This window comes from Paracidovorax sp. MALMAid1276 (assembly GCF_049198005.1).
GTDB lineage: Bacteria > Pseudomonadota > Gammaproteobacteria > Burkholderiales > Burkholderiaceae_C > Acidovorax.
This window is the reverse complement of the sequence record NZ_JBMIRS010000180.1, coordinates 31578-44891: the sequence shown is the minus strand read 5'-3', so window position 1 is coordinate 44891 and position 13314 is coordinate 31578. Positions and strand designations below refer to the sequence as shown.

General features: G+C 63.9%; 14 protein-coding genes. 6 read left to right on the top strand and 8 right to left on the bottom strand.

The features are described 5' to 3' along the window. Positions 1-72 precede the first annotated feature (72 nt). The 6 genes from ACOQFS_RS12760 to ACOQFS_RS12735 form a co-directional block, all read right to left on the bottom strand. Positions 73-666 (bottom strand): TIGR00730 family Rossman fold protein, encoded by a 594-nt coding sequence (locus ACOQFS_RS12760; RefSeq protein ID WP_421563235.1) that lies wholly within the window; start codon positions 664-666, stop codon positions 73-75. Then, positions 659-1069 (bottom strand): diacylglycerol kinase, encoded by a 411-nt coding sequence (locus tag ACOQFS_RS12755; protein WP_421563234.1) that lies wholly within the window; start codon positions 1067-1069, stop codon positions 659-661. Before ACOQFS_RS12755 ends, ACOQFS_RS12760 begins: the two co-directional genes overlap by 8 nt. An 83-nt stretch (positions 1070-1152) precedes the next feature. Next, the gene (locus ACOQFS_RS12750; protein ID WP_421563233.1) at positions 1153-1713 is read right to left on the bottom strand and encodes an RDD family protein; all 561 of its coding nucleotides are present in this window, start codon (positions 1711-1713) and stop codon (positions 1153-1155) included. A gap of 52 nt (positions 1714-1765) precedes the next feature. Further along, positions 1766-2668: a DUF3106 domain-containing protein gene (locus ACOQFS_RS12745; RefSeq protein ID WP_421563232.1), complete on the bottom strand. Its 903-nt coding sequence runs from the start codon at positions 2666-2668 to the stop codon at positions 1766-1768. 60 nt (positions 2669-2728) lie between these two features. Beyond that, positions 2729-3181, bottom strand: coding sequence for a DUF3619 family protein (locus tag ACOQFS_RS12740; RefSeq protein ID WP_421563231.1), 453 nt, complete (start codon positions 3179-3181; stop codon positions 2729-2731). Continuing rightward, on the bottom strand, positions 3178-3747 hold the full coding sequence (locus tag ACOQFS_RS12735; RefSeq protein WP_421563230.1) for an RNA polymerase sigma factor: 570 nt from the start codon (positions 3745-3747) through the stop codon (positions 3178-3180). Before ACOQFS_RS12735 ends, ACOQFS_RS12740 begins: the two co-directional genes overlap by 4 nt. A gap of 290 nt (positions 3748-4037) precedes the next feature. Between ACOQFS_RS12735 and ACOQFS_RS12730 the strand changes: the two genes are divergently transcribed. From ACOQFS_RS12730 to pbpG, 6 genes are all read left to right on the top strand, one after another. Next, positions 4038-5834: an acetolactate synthase 3 catalytic subunit gene (locus ACOQFS_RS12730; protein ID WP_421563229.1), complete on the top strand. Its 1797-nt coding sequence runs from the start codon at positions 4038-4040 to the stop codon at positions 5832-5834. A gap of 144 nt (positions 5835-5978) precedes the next feature. Next, positions 5979-6470, top strand: coding sequence for an acetolactate synthase small subunit (gene ilvN, locus ACOQFS_RS12725; RefSeq protein ID WP_421563228.1), 492 nt, complete (start codon positions 5979-5981; stop codon positions 6468-6470). Positions 6471-6533: 63 nt separating this feature from the next. Further along, positions 6534-7550 carry a ketol-acid reductoisomerase gene (ilvC, locus tag ACOQFS_RS12720; RefSeq protein ID WP_421563227.1) on the top strand — a complete coding sequence of 339 codons (1017 nt, stop codon included), beginning with the start codon at positions 6534-6536 and terminating at the stop codon, positions 7548-7550. A gap of 192 nt (positions 7551-7742) precedes the next feature. Further along, positions 7743-8576 (top strand): CDP-diacylglycerol--serine O-phosphatidyltransferase, encoded by an 834-nt coding sequence (pssA, locus tag ACOQFS_RS12715; protein WP_421563226.1) that lies wholly within the window; start codon positions 7743-7745, stop codon positions 8574-8576. Positions 8577-8788: 212 nt separating this feature from the next. Then, the gene (locus ACOQFS_RS12710; protein ID WP_421563225.1) at positions 8789-10327 is read left to right on the top strand and encodes a 2-isopropylmalate synthase; all 1539 of its coding nucleotides are present in this window, start codon (positions 8789-8791) and stop codon (positions 10325-10327) included. Positions 10328-10443: 116 nt separating this feature from the next. Continuing rightward, positions 10444-11520 carry a D-alanyl-D-alanine endopeptidase gene (gene pbpG / locus ACOQFS_RS12705; protein WP_421563224.1) on the top strand — a complete coding sequence of 359 codons (1077 nt, stop codon included), beginning with the start codon at positions 10444-10446 and terminating at the stop codon, positions 11518-11520. A 126-nt stretch (positions 11521-11646) separates the two neighbouring features. Here the strand turns inward: pbpG and ACOQFS_RS12700 are convergent, their stop codons facing one another. Then, positions 11647-12480, bottom strand: coding sequence for an IclR family transcriptional regulator (locus tag ACOQFS_RS12700; protein ID WP_421563223.1), 834 nt, complete (start codon positions 12478-12480; stop codon positions 11647-11649). Between the two features lie 56 nt (positions 12481-12536). Next, a complete protein-coding gene (locus tag ACOQFS_RS12695; RefSeq protein WP_421563222.1) occupies positions 12537-13304 on the bottom strand; it encodes an arginyltransferase in 768 nt (255 codons plus the stop codon). Positions 13305-13314: the final 10 nt, after the last annotated feature.

The window sequence follows — 13314 nt, the reverse complement described above, 5'->3', positions numbered from 1 at the left end:
ACACCGCCAGCGCGGCGGGGCGGCCCTTGCGCGGCGGTTCTGGTTCCGGGCCGCGCCAGTTGTTGAGGCAGGCTAGATCACCGACCGCAGCGGGACAGGGGCTTGGCCCGGCCCGGCGTTCTGCACCAGCGTGCGCAGCAGCGCATCGGCCTCGTTGGAGGCGTGCAGCAATCCCATCTGCCATTCGCCCATGAAGCCGCTGGCGACGCTGTGGTTCAAAAAACCCATCAGCGCATCGTAGTAGCCGGCCACGTTGAGCAGGCCCAGGGGCTTGTCGTGGTAGCCCAGCTGGCGCCAGGTCCACACTTCAAAGAGTTCTTCGAACGTGCCGATGCCGCCGGGCAGAGCGATAAAGGCGTCGCTGCGCTCGGCCATCATGGCCTTGCGTTCGTGCATGGTCTGCACGATGTGCAGTTCGTCGCACAGGCGGTTCGCCAGTTCCTTGTCCACCAGCGCCTGGGGTATCACGCCCACAACCCGGCCGCCGGCCTGGCGCGTAGCCTCTGCCACCGTGCCCATCAGGCCGCTGCGCCCGCCGCCGTAGACCAGTTGGCCGCCATGGCTCCCTATCCAGGTGCCCACCGCCCGCGCTGCGTCGGCAAAGGCCGCGTCGGTGCCGGGGCGCGATCCGCAGTAGACACACAGGGAAAAAGTGGGTTCAGCCATGGGCAATCCTTTGAAAAAGAGCGGCCGCCCAGATACCAGCACACAGCAGCAGGGCCAGCAGCACCGCCGCGCTGCCCATGTCCTTGGCGCGCTTGGACAGGTCGTGCCATTCGGGGCCGATGCGGTCGATGGCGGTCTCGATGCCGGTGTTGAGCAGCTCCACGATCATCACGATCAGCACCGACCCGGCCAGCAGCGCGGTTTCCACCCAGCTGCGCCCCAGCCAGAGGGAGGCGGGCAGCAGCAGCATCGCGGCGATGGCCTCCTGGCGAAAGGCTTTCTCGTGCCAGCCCGCGCGCAGGCCCTCCATCGAATATCCCGCCGCGTGCCAGACGCGATTGAGGCCGGTGCGGGCCTTCTGAGGGTTGGCGGGTGTGGAGGGCTCGGGGCGTAGGGCGGACATGGCAGTGATTGTGTCGCAGCCGCATGACAGGTGCGCGCGTCAGTGCGCTGCGCGCCTGCGCGGGGCGGCGACCATGGGGCGGGCTATTTTTTGGGAAGCTCGTGGTGCACCAGGCGCGTGCCGGCCCAGGCGTCGTGCCAGAACTGGCGGGTGGGGTGAAACCGGCTCAGGATGGCCCAGATGGCCACCCAGCCAAAGGTCAGCACCAGCACGTCCACAGCCGCCACACCGAATGAATACGCCGCCAGCGGCGGCAAGAACCACACCCAGCTCAGCACATACCGCAGCAGCGCACGCGCCTGGCTGATGGGCTGGCCGGCCCGGTCCACCACGCGGATCAGCCAGGTCTTCTGGGCCAGGGTCTGCCCCTTGGCCCAGAACCAGGTGAAGTAGATGCCGAAGATGACGAAGAGAAACGCCTGCAAGGCATGACGGTTGTCCATGGCGTTGCGGGTCTGGCTCAGGGTGCCGAACAGGTAGCCTGCGATGAACACCACACCGAACATCAGCATGCCTTCGTACAGCCAGCAGGCCATGCGCCGCCACAGGTTGGGCGTGGTGCCATTGGGCGAGGAGGAGGAAGAAGGGGGGGCGCCGCCGGGCAGGTCGGTCGAGGGAGCGCGGGCAGGGCTTGGGGTGGACATTCCGGTCGGACAAGGATAGCGGCGGCGCAACGCGGCGGCGCCAGGCTGAAAACTACTGAGGATACAGGCCCGAGGTGTCCGGCGTGACCGGCGCAGGGGTGGTGGGGGCCGGGGAGTTGGCGGCGGAGGCATCGCCCAGCGGGGGGAGTGCCGCCGGAGTCGCCACCGGGACCGACACCGGCGCGGTTTCCACCACCGGGGCATCCGGGCTGGACGTGGGGGGCGCACCCAGTGGCGCTGTGGGTGTGACCGGCGCTGCCACGCGCGGCGAATGGTCGATGACCGGTGGAATCTTGGGCGGATTGGGGCGCTGGGGGTTGGCCTGGCTGGCCGCAGGCACCTGGGCCAGCTTCTGGGGCGGAACCGGCCGCAACGCGGTGGCGGCGCCCTTGGGTTTGGGAACAGCGATGGCAGCGAGCGCGGCCCTTTCTTCGTCCGGCAGCGCGAGATAGGCCTCCCATTGAGCGCGCTTGTCGTCGCGGGCAAGATGGTTGGCCACCGCAAAGTTCAGGCGCGCCTGGCTGCGCTGCTGCACGCTCAGGCTGGCCCAGTCGGTCATGCGGTCATGGAACTTGGCCTGCTCGTCGGCGGGCAGGCTGGCAAAACTGGCAGCCAGCGACAGCCAGCGTCGTTTTTGCGCTTCGCTCAGCAGCGACCAGCGCTCGGCCAGCGGATGCAGGGCCTCCTTCTGCGCCGTGGTCAGCGCTTTCCAGGGCGGGCCAGTCTCGGTGGCGGTCGACTCGGCCCCCGCAGACCGCGCAGACGGTGGTCCGGGGTCACCGGGGCGCTTGGTCGGGCGGACATTGCTCGGGTCGTCAATGGCCGCTTGTGCCCCAGCCGAGAGCAGGGTGCCCGGCGCGTTGCGTGTCTGCACCCAGGCGTATCCGCCGCCCACGGAAAGCACCCCCAGAAGCGCCAAAGCCAGCACGATGGCTGGCAGGTTGGCGGGGGACATGGGGGTAGCGGGGAAGCGTGGGTCCATTCAGTCCGTTCTGTGGCTGATCGGGCTGGCCGTTCAGTTGGCTCGTGCGGAAGTCTTGAGGAATTGTACGAAGCCAGGGTCGGCATAGGCGGCCGGCGGCAGGTCATCCGTCAGCAGGGCGGCATCCACCTCGGCGAGGTCGTTGGCGCTGTTCTCGTCCTGCGCGCTGTTGATCACCACCAGGCCCACCACCAATGCCATCAGGGGTACGGCAGACACCAGGGCATTCGACCAGCCACTGCCCTGGTCGCCACCGCGGCCGAGTGCGGCAGTGTGACCCACACTGACCACCACGGGCGCCGCAACGCGGGCGGGGGCCGCCGCGCGCTTGCGGCGGGCCAGTGCCTGCATGCGCGAGGCGCGAAGCCGTTCGGAGATGTCATAGGGCAAGTCCTCGGTGCCACGCGACAGTCGAGCCGCGACACGCAGGGCATAGCGCTCTGCGGCGGCTTCTGTCGGGGCGTTGGTTGCTCGTACGGTATTCATGGCTCGATTCCTTTGGCTTTCAGTGCCTTGCTCAGGGTCTGAACGGCACGGAAACAATGTGTTTTGACGCTTCCTTCGGAGCAGCCCATGGCCGCTGCGGTTTCCGCAACGTCCATTTCTTCCCAGTAACGCATCAGGAAGGCCTCCCGTTGACGGGGCGGGAGCTCGGCAATCTCGGCTTCGATCTCCTGGAATATCTGCGCCCGGCGGGTCATGTCCTCGGCGCTTTCAGCCCTTTCGCCGGATTCCGGCCCCGAGTACGCTTCCAGCAGATCAAAATCCATGCCATCTTCGCCGGGCCCTTCAAAGTCGCTCATGCTCGAAAACAGTGCATTGCGGGTTTTCTGGCGCCGGAACCAGTCGAGCGTGCAGTTCGACAGGATGCGCTGGTAGATCATGGGCAGTTCGGCCGCAGGCTTGTCGCCGTAGTGTTCGGCCAGCTTGAGCATGCTGTCCTGCACGATGTCCAGGGCCGCTTCCTCGTTGCGAACGTGATAGACCGAGCGCTTGAATGCGCGCTTTTCTACACTTTTCAGGAAGTCGGAGAGTTCTTGTTCGGTTGCCAAGAGGGGTCAGCCCGGGTGGGGGTGGTGCGCATGGCTGGCAAATGTGGCTATCTGGCACTGCCAAGCCATTGATTATCGCATCGCCCCCTGATTTTTTGAGGAGCGGCAGTTTTTGATTGTGTTGCAGTGCGATAATGCCGGTTGCAATTCAAAAGGCAAACGGGTCACGGTCCGGCAAGCAATCATCTTGCCCATGTCCTTGGCCTCAAGTTCCAAGCTGGCTTCACAAGAGCGCGTGCAAGGAGCACCCAAGGTTTTTCGTCAGAGAAATTCACAAAGGTTGATCGATCATGGAAATCTCCAAGGCTGAGCTCGCCTCGGCGTCCGCTGCGTCGCAGGGTACCTCCCAATCCTCCCTCGCTGGCTCCCAGGACCTCATGGGCGCCGAAATCCTCGTCAAGGCGCTGCAAGCCGAGAACGTGCAGTACATCTGGGGCTACCCCGGCGGTGCGGTTCTCTACATCTACGACGCCCTCTACAAGCAAGACACCATCCAGCACGTGCTGGTGCGGCACGAGCAAGCGGCGGTGCATGCCGCCGACGGCTATGCGCGCGCCACCGGCGAAGTGGGCGTGGCGCTGGTCACCTCCGGCCCCGGCCTGACCAACGCGGTCACCGGCATCGCCACGGCCTACATGGATTCGATCCCCATGGTGATCATCTCCGGCCAGGTGCCCACGCCCGCCATCGGGCTGGATGCCTTCCAGGAATGCGATACCGTCGGCATCACGCGCCCCATCGTCAAGCACAACTTCCTCGTCAAGGATGCGCGCGACCTCGCTGCCACGTTGAAAAAGGCCTTCCACATCGCGCGCACCGGCCGCCCCGGCCCGGTGGTGGTGGATGTGCCCAAGGACGTCTCCTTCAAGAAGGTGCCCTACACCGGCTACCCCACGAGCGTGGAAATGCGCTCGTACAACCCTGTGCGCAAGGGCCACGGCGGCCAGATCCGTAAAGCGCTGCAGCTGCTCTTGACCGCCAAGCGCCCGTACATCTACACCGGCGGCGGCGTGCTGCTGGGCAACGCCACCAACGAGCTGCGCACCCTGGTGGACATGCTGGGCTACCCGGTCACCAACACGCTGATGGGCCTCGGGGCCTATCCCGCGTCGGACCGCAAGTTCCTGGGCATGCTGGGCATGCACGGCACCATCGAAGCCAACAATGCCATGCAGAACTGCGACGTGCTGCTGGCTGTGGGCGCGCGCTTTGACGACCGCGTGATCGGCAACCCCAAGCATTTCGCGCAGAACGACCGCAAGATCATCCACGTCGACATCGACCCGTCGAGCATCTCCAAGCGCGTGAAGGTCGACATCCCGATCGTCGGCGATGTGAAGGACGTGCTCACCGAGCTGATCGCGATGATCCGCGAAACCAGCACCCGTCCCGATGCAGGCGCCCTGGCCGCCTGGTGGGACACCATCGAAGGCTGGCGCAAGCGTGACTGCCTGAAGTACGACATGGGCGGCCCCGACGTCATCAAGCCGCAGTATGTGGTTGAGACGCTGTGGAACATGACCAAGGACGCTGACACGTACATCACGTCCGACGTGGGCCAGCACCAGATGTGGGCCGCGCAGTACTACCGCTTCGACGAACCCCGCCGCTGGATCAACTCCGGTGGTCTGGGCACCATGGGCGTGGGCATTCCGTACGCCATGGGCATCAAGCTGGCGAAGCCGCAATCCGAGGTGTTCTGCATCACCGGCGAAGGCTCGGTGCAGATGAACATCCAGGAACTGTCGACCTGCCTGCAGTACAACACGCCGATCAAGATCTGCTCGCTGAACAACCGCTACCTGGGCATGGTGCGCCAGTGGCAGGAGATCGAGTACTCCGGCCGCTACAGCCACAGCTACATGGACGCGCTGCCCAACTTCGTGAAGCTGGCCGAAGCCTACGGCCACGTGGGCATGCTGATCGAGCACCCGAAGGACGTGGAGCCTGCGCTGCGCGAAGCCCGCAAGCTCAAGGACCGCACGGTGTTCATGGACTTCCGCACCGACCCCACCGAGAACGTGTTCCCGATGGTGCAGGCCGGCAAGGGCATCACCGAAATGCTGCTGGGGTCGGAAGACCTTTAAGCATCAAATTGGCCCCCAGCGCTTACCTATCAAGCGCTGACAGCTATCATATTGATAGCTATCACTTTTTGACGAATCTATTGCCTGCCAAGCCCGCGCATTACCGTGCGCGGGGGAGGGCAGCGAAAAGAGGAATCTGACCTTATGAAACACATCATTGCTGTCTTGCTGGAAAACGAGCCTGGTGCTCTTTCCCGCGTCGTGGGCCTGTTCTCGGCCCGGGGCTACAACATCGAATCGCTCACCGTGGCGCCCACCGAGGACCCCTCGCTGTCGCGCATGACCATCCAGACGACGGGCTCGGACGACGTGATCGAGCAGATCACCAAGCACTTGAACCGTCTCATCGAGGTGGTGAAGGTGGTCGACCTGACCGAAGGCGCCTACACCGAGCGCGAGCTCATGATGGTGAAGGTGCGCGCCGTGGGCAAGGAGCGCGAGGAGATGAAGCGCATGGCCGACATCTTCCGCGGCCGCATCATCGACGTGACGGAAAAGAGCTACACGATCGAGCTGACCGGCGACCAGGGCAAGAACGATGCCTTCCTGCAGGCCATCGACCGCACTTCGATTCTGGAGACCGTGCGCACGGGCGCCAGCGGCATCGGCCGGGGCGAGCGCATCCTGCGCGTGTAGTACGACAATCCCCCCGCATTCATTTCATATCAACCCCAACAACGCATTCAACCGGAGCAACCCATGAAAGTTTTCTACGACAAAGATACCGACCTGAGCCTGATCAAGGGCAAGACCGTGGCCATCATCGGCTACGGCAGCCAGGGCCACGCCCACGCACAAAACCTGAACGACAGCGGCGTGAAGGTGGTGGTCGGCCTGCGCAAGGGCGGTGCATCGTGGGACAAGGTCGGCAAGGCTGGCCTGAACGTGCTGGAAGTCAACGACGCCGTGAAGGCCGCTGACGTGGTCATGATCCTGCTGCCCGATGAAGACATCGCAGCCGTGTACAAGAACAATGTCGAGCCCAACATCAAGCAAGGCGCATCGCTGGCGTTCGCCCACGGCTTCAACGTGCACTACAACCAGGTCGTGCCCCGTGCCGACCTGGACGTGTGGATGGTGGCCCCCAAGGCCCCTGGCCACACCGTGCGCAACACCTATACCCAGGGCGGCGGCGTGCCCCACCTGGTGGCCGTGCACCAGGACAAGTCCGGCAAGGCCCGTGACTTGGCGCTGTCGTACGCAGCGGCCAATGGCGGCGGCAAGGCCGGCATCATCGAAACCAACTTCAAGGAAGAAACCGAGACCGACCTGTTCGGCGAACAGGCCGTGCTGTGCGGCGGCGCGGTCGAGCTGATCAAGATGGGTTATGAAACCCTGGTCGAAGCCGGCTACGCGCCTGAAATGGCCTACTTCGAATGCCTGCACGAGCTCAAGCTCATCGTGGACCTGATCTACGAAGGCGGCATTGCCAACATGAACTACTCGATCTCGAACAACGCCGAGTACGGCGAGTACGTGACCGGCCCCGAGGTGATCAACGAACAGTCGCGCGCTGCCATGCGCAATGCGCTCAAGCGCATCCAGAACGGCGAATACGCCAAGATGTTCATCCAGGAAGGCCGCCTGAACTACCCATCGATGACGGCCCGCCGCCGCAACACGGCCGACCACAGCATCGAAAAGGTGGGCGGCCAGCTGCGCGCCATGATGCCCTGGATCGCCAAGAACAAGCTGGTCGACCAGACCCGCAACTGATTCTTCTTCGCGAAGCGTCTGAAGGCCACCTCGGTGGCCTTTTTTCATGGCCGGGCGGGTGGTGGGCAGGCGCTACACTGCGTGCTTTGCCTGGGGCACGCGCAACGCCATGCCTCGCAGGTGGTTGATGGCCAATTACTATAAATTTGATAGCTGCTTGCCCATGATGGGTAAGCGCTGGAGGACTGTTTGATGCATGATGGTGACGATTCCATCCCGGGCGCTGAGGTGATGGTGCGCAAGCGTCGCAAGGGCATCTACATCCTGCCCAACCTGTTCACCCTGGCAGCGCTGTTCGGGGGGTTCTATGCCATCGTGATGGCCATGAACGGCCGCTTCGACATGGCCGCTGTGGGCGTTTTCTGCGCCATGGTGCTGGACAGCCTGGACGGACGCGTGGCCCGCATGACCAACACGCAGAGCGCTTTCGGCGAGCAGATGGACTCGCTCTCCGACATGGTCTCGTTTGGCGCTGCACCGGCGTTGATCGCCTACGAGTGGGCCCTGCGCGGCCTGGGCCGCTGGGGCTGGATCGCGGCGTTTGTCTATTGCGCTTGCGCGGCATTGCGGCTGGCGCGTTTCAACGTGAACACGGGCGTGGTGGACAAGCGCTACTTCCAGGGGCTTCCGTCGCCAGCCGCGGCAGCGCTGGTCGCCGGGTTCATCTGGCTCATGACGGAACTGGACGTGCAACGGGGTGAAGACGCGTGGCTCAGCTGGTCGCAGATCACCTGGACGATGTTCGCCTTCACGCTGTACTCGGGCCTCACCATGGTCACCAATGTGCCGTTCTACAGCTTCAAGGACGTGCAGATGAAAAAGAGCGTGCCGTTTGCGGCCATCGTGCTGATCGCGCTGGGCATCGCCGTCATCAATATCCATCCGCCCATCGTGCTGTTCGGCGTGTTCGTGCTGTATGGCGTAAGCGGCTATGGCGTGTATGCCTGGCGCAAGGCCAAGGGGCAGCACAGCAGCGTGATCAGTACATCCACCGAAGAACCCGACGAGCGCGGCTTGCACAAGTGAGCGCTGCAGCCCGGCGCGCCACATGTGCTACATTGCGCTGCATGAACACGTTTGCACTGGCTCTACTGCTACCTCCCCACGGGCGGAGACGGTAGGCGCACGCGCACACTTTTTCCACAAAGGCCCGTATGCACCCGCAACGGGCCTTTTGTCTTGGCCGCCGGATTTTTGACGTTGCGGGACCCCACCTACCGATACCAGGAGAGAACGACATGGCTGACAAACTCATCATTTTCGACACCACCTTGCGCGATGGCGAGCAGTCGCCCGGCGCCTCCATGACCCGGGATGAAAAGCTGCGCATCGCCCGCCAGCTGGAGCGCCTGAAGGTGGATGTGATCGAGGCGGGTTTTGCGGCCAGCTCCAACGGCGATTTCGAAGCGGTGCAGGCCATTGCCAACGCGATCAAGGATTCGACCATCTGCTCGCTCTCGCGGGCCAATGACCGCGACATTTCACGCGCGGCCGAAGCGCTGGCTGGCGCGAACAGCGCGCGCATCCACACCTTCATCGCCACCAGCCCCCTGCACATGGAGAAAAAGCTGCGCATGACGCCAGAGCAGGTGCTGGAGCAGGCCAAGCAATCGGTGCGCTTCGCCCGCAACCTGGTGGCCGACATCGAGTTCAGCCCCGAAGACGGTTACCGCAGCGAACCGGATTTTCTGTGCCGCGTGCTCGAAGCGGTGATCGCCGAGGGCGCCACCACCATCAACGTGCCCGACACCGTGGGCTATGCGATTCCCGAGCTGTACGGCAACTTCATCAAGACGCTGCGCGAACGCATCCCCAACAGCGACAAGGCCATCTGGTCGGTGCATTGCCACAATGACCTGGGCATGGCGGTGGCCAATTCGCTGGCCGGCGTGAAGATTGGCGGCGCGCGCCAGGTGGAATGCACGATCAACGGCTTGGGCGAGCGTGCCGGAAACTGCTCGCTGGAAGAGGTGGTGATGGCCGTGAAGACCCGCCGTGACTACTTCAACCTGGACCTGGGCATCGACACCCAGCACATCGTGGCGGCCAGCCGCATGGTCAGCCAGACCACCGGGTTCGTGGTGCAGCCCAACAAGGCGGTGGTGGGGGCCAACGCCTTTGCCCATGCCAGCGGGATTCACCAGGACGGCGTGCTGAAGGCGCGCGACACCTACGAAATCATGCGCGCCGAAGACGTGGGCTGGTCGGCCAACAAGATCGTGCTGGGCAAGCTCAGCGGCCGCAATGCCTTCAAGCAGCGCCTGCAGGAGCTGGGCGTGCAGCTCGACAGCGAGACCGAAATCAATGTGGCGTTTGCCAAGTTCAAGGAACTGGCCGACCGCAAGAGCGAAATCTTCGATGAGGACATCCTCGCGCTGGTGAGCGACGAAAGCGTGACAGCCGAGAAGGAGCAGTACGGCTTTGTTTCCCTCTACCAGCAAAGCGAAACCGGCGAACAGCCGCGTGCGCGGGTTGTCTTCACCGTGGACGGCCATGAAGTGCGGGGTGAATCCATCGGCAACGGACCGGTGGATGCGTCGCTCAAGGCCATCGAGTCCCATGTGAAGAGCGGCGCGGAAATGGTGCTGTATTCGGTGAATGCCATCAGTGGCTCGACCGAGAGCCAGGGGGAGGTGACCGTGCGCCTGCAGAACAGTGGCCGGGTGGTGAACGGTGTGGGGGCCGATCCGGACATCGTGGTGGCGTCCGCCAAGGCCTACCTCAGTGCCCTGAACAAGTTACAAAGTAAAGCTGATCGGGTCGCTGCACAAGGCTGATCAATGTTTCTATAATTTCAATCACTTTCTTGGAAAGTCGTGCAAGGCATTGATCTTGCGCGACTTTTTTTGATTCTGTACACTGCACAACACTTTTTACCGTTTGGAGCACTTTGATGCACCATGCCTGTCGCACCGCAGTGAATCGTTTCTGCCAAACCGTGAGCGTGTTTTTCCTCAGCGCGGCGCTGGTGGGGACTGCCGCCCACGCCGGCGAGCGCAAAAGGGCGCCCGCCAAGAAGGAGCAAGTCAGCTCCAGCAGCGCAAAGCGTGCGGTGGCTCCGCGCAAGGCTTCCGCCAGCAACAGGGTGGTTCGCATCACCGCCAAGTCGGCCAAGGCGCCGACACGCGTGGCTTACACGCCGGCACCTCCCCGGCTTTCTTTTGGCCAGATTGCTGGCTTGCACGAAATCACGGACCCCCTGGACCTCAAGTCCAGCGTGGCCCTGGTGATTGACCAGGACACCCAGGAAGTTCTTCTCAGCAAGAACGACCACGCGGTGCTGCCCATTGCGTCGCTCACCAAGCTCATGACCGGCATGATCATTTCCCAGGCCCGTCTGCCGATGGATGAACCCATCACGATCACGCAGGAAGATGTGGACACGGAAAAAGGCAGCCGGTCGCGCCTGATGGTGGGTTCCACCCTCACCCGGGGCGAGATGCTGCACCTGGCACTCATGTCGAGCGAAAACCGCGCCGCCCATGCCCTGGGGCGCACCTATCCTGGCGGGCTCGAAGTCTTCGTGGCGCAGATGAATGCGAAGGCGCGGCTGCTCGGCATGACAGATACCAAGTACGTGGAGCCCACGGGGCTCTCCAGCCGCAACCAGTCGAGTGCACGCGATCTGGCCACGTTGGTGAACGTGGCGCACGGCGACCCCCTGCTGCGTGAACTGTCCACATCCCCCGGCTACGAGGTGGCGGTGGGACACAAGACGCTGCAGTACAACAACACCAATGGCCTGGTCAAGAACCCCACATGGGATATCGGGTTGCAGAAGACGGGCTATATCTCCGAGGCCGGGCGCTGCCTGGTCATGCAGGCGCAGGTTGCCGGGCGCAAGCTCATCATGGTGTTCCTAGACTCTGCGGGCAAATTCAGCCGGCTCGGCGACGCCGAACGGGTGCGCCAGTGGGTCGAGTCCAAGCCCGAGCTGCCGTTGCAGGCCGTGCGCGCGGTGGCAAGATAGTTGTTCCTTTCGCCAGCCGCTCCCCAATACGCCGGACCAGCCCACGCTGCTCCGGCGTTTTCATTGGAGCCTGGGGAGGCCTCCGCGATGGGTGCGGGGGGGGGCGATGGATGCTGATCTCAGGGATCAGCGCATCAGGCTGCGCGAATCCTGGCTGGATGCGGCGTCGCTGGATGGGGCTGTGCTGGCGGCATGTCCGAGAGCCGTGGAAATTTCGCTTGCGGTGGCCTGCAGCTTGGGCAGCCAGCCTTCGTCCAGCCGGTCGGCAGGTGCAGAGATCGACAAGCCCGCCACCAGTTTGCCCTGGTCGTCATACACGCCAGCGGCCATGCAGCGCACGCCCAGTTCCAGCTCTTCGTTGTCGCGCGCTATGCCGTACTGGCGCGCCTTGGCGAGTTCGCGCTCCAGGACAGGGAGCTGGGTGATGCTGTTGCGGGTCTGGCCGGAAAGACCTGTGCGCGTGGCATAGGCGCGCACCCGCTGCGGGTCGTCCAGCGCCAGAAACAGCTTGCCCGTGGATGTGAGGTGCAACGGGGCGCGGCCGCCGATGGCCCGTACCACCTGCATGCCGGATCGCTCGCTGTAGGCGCGCTCGACATAGACGATTTCGTCGCCCTGGCGCATGCTCAGGTTGACCGGCTGCTGGATGAGCTTGTGCAGGTTGCGCATGGGCGCGAGTGCAGCATCACGCACGCTGAGCCGGGCCTTGACCAGATTGCCCAGTTCCAGAAGGCGCATGCCCAGGCGATAGCTGCCTGACTCGGGCCGGTCGACAAAGCGGCCGATGGTCAGGTCGTTCAGGATGCGGTGGGTGGTGGACGGGTGCAGGCCGGTCTTCTCGCTGATCTCCTTGAGGGAGATCGCTTCCTCGCGGGACGCCAGCACATCGATCAGCGTAAACATGCGCTCCAGGACCTGAACGCTGGGTTTGGCGGGGACGCTGGGATCGATTTTTTTCATGGGCGGCGAGAGCTGAAGAGCCGCCGCATCTTACCTTGTGAAATGCTGCTCTGCTTTCAGTCTGCCGCCGCAGCGCCGGCCGCAGGGGCCGTGCCCCGCTCCCACCGGCCGTTCGTGCGCACCTCGTGGGGGTGAAAGCGTGCCTTGTAGTTCATCTTGGGGCTGGCCTCGATCCAATAGCCCAGATAGACATAGGGCAGGCCGAGGGAGCGCGCCTGCTCAATCTGCCATACCACGTTGTAGGTGCCATAGCTGCAGCGGGGTTCAGGCTCGTAGAACGTGTAGACGGCCGACAGGCCATCGTCCAGGACATCCAGGATGGAAACCATCTTCAGTGCCCCGGGCTCGCCGGACGCGTCGGTCTCCCGAAACTCGACCAGCCGGGAGTTGACGCGGCTTTGCAGCAGAAACTGCGTGTACTGGTCGATGCTGTCATGGTCCATGCCACCGCCGGCGTGGCGCCCGGTCTGGTAGCGCAGGTAAAGCTGGTAGTGCTCGGGCACAAAGCACAGGCGCAGCACGCGGGCCTGCAGGTTGCCGTGGCGCGCCACCGCGCGCCGTTGGCTGCGGTCGGGCTCAAACGCATGGGCCAGCACGCGCAGGGGGGTGCAGGCCTGGCAGCCGTCGCAATAGGGGCGGTAGGTGAACATGCCGCTGCGGCGGAAACCGTTGGCCACCAGGTCTGAATAGACATCGTTCTGGATCAGGTGGCTGGGCGTGGCGACCTGCGAGCGGGCCTGCCGGTCCGGCAGATAGCTGCAGGGATACGGGGCGGTCGCGTAGAACTGCAGGGTCTGCAGCGGGAGGTCGTTGAGTTGCGTCATGCTGTCGGAA

What these genes read in the sequence shown, in the direction of transcription:
- ACOQFS_RS12755 (WP_421563234.1), bottom strand. Translation starts at nt 1,069, where the DNA reads ATGTCCGCCCTACGCCCCGAGCCCTCCACACCCGCCAACCCTCAGAAG.
- ACOQFS_RS12730 (WP_421563229.1), top strand. Translation starts at nt 4,038, where the DNA reads ATGGAAATCTCCAAGGCTGAGCTCGCCTCGGCGTCCGCTGCGTCGCAG.
- ACOQFS_RS12750 (WP_421563233.1), bottom strand. Translation starts at nt 1,713, where the DNA reads ATGTCCACCCCAAGCCCTGCCCGCGCTCCCTCGACCGACCTGCCCGGC.
- pbpG (WP_421563224.1), top strand. Translation starts at nt 10,444, where the DNA reads ATGCACCATGCCTGTCGCACCGCAGTGAATCGTTTCTGCCAAACCGTG.
- ACOQFS_RS12740 (WP_421563231.1), bottom strand. Translation starts at nt 3,181, where the DNA reads ATGAATACCGTACGAGCAACCAACGCCCCGACAGAAGCCGCCGCAGAG.
- pssA (WP_421563226.1), top strand. Translation starts at nt 7,743, where the DNA reads ATGCATGATGGTGACGATTCCATCCCGGGCGCTGAGGTGATGGTGCGC.
- ACOQFS_RS12695 (WP_421563222.1), bottom strand. Translation starts at nt 13,304, where the DNA reads ATGACGCAACTCAACGACCTCCCGCTGCAGACCCTGCAGTTCTACGCG.
- ACOQFS_RS12710 (WP_421563225.1), top strand. Translation starts at nt 8,789, where the DNA reads ATGGCTGACAAACTCATCATTTTCGACACCACCTTGCGCGATGGCGAG.
- ACOQFS_RS12760 (WP_421563235.1), bottom strand. Translation starts at nt 666, where the DNA reads ATGGCTGAACCCACTTTTTCCCTGTGTGTCTACTGCGGATCGCGCCCC.
- ACOQFS_RS12700 (WP_421563223.1), bottom strand. Translation starts at nt 12,480, where the DNA reads ATGAAAAAAATCGATCCCAGCGTCCCCGCCAAACCCAGCGTTCAGGTC.
- ilvC (WP_421563227.1), top strand. Translation starts at nt 6,534, where the DNA reads ATGAAAGTTTTCTACGACAAAGATACCGACCTGAGCCTGATCAAGGGC.
- ilvN (WP_421563228.1), top strand. Translation starts at nt 5,979, where the DNA reads ATGAAACACATCATTGCTGTCTTGCTGGAAAACGAGCCTGGTGCTCTT.
- ACOQFS_RS12745 (WP_421563232.1), bottom strand. Translation starts at nt 2,668, where the DNA reads ATGTCCCCCGCCAACCTGCCAGCCATCGTGCTGGCTTTGGCGCTTCTG.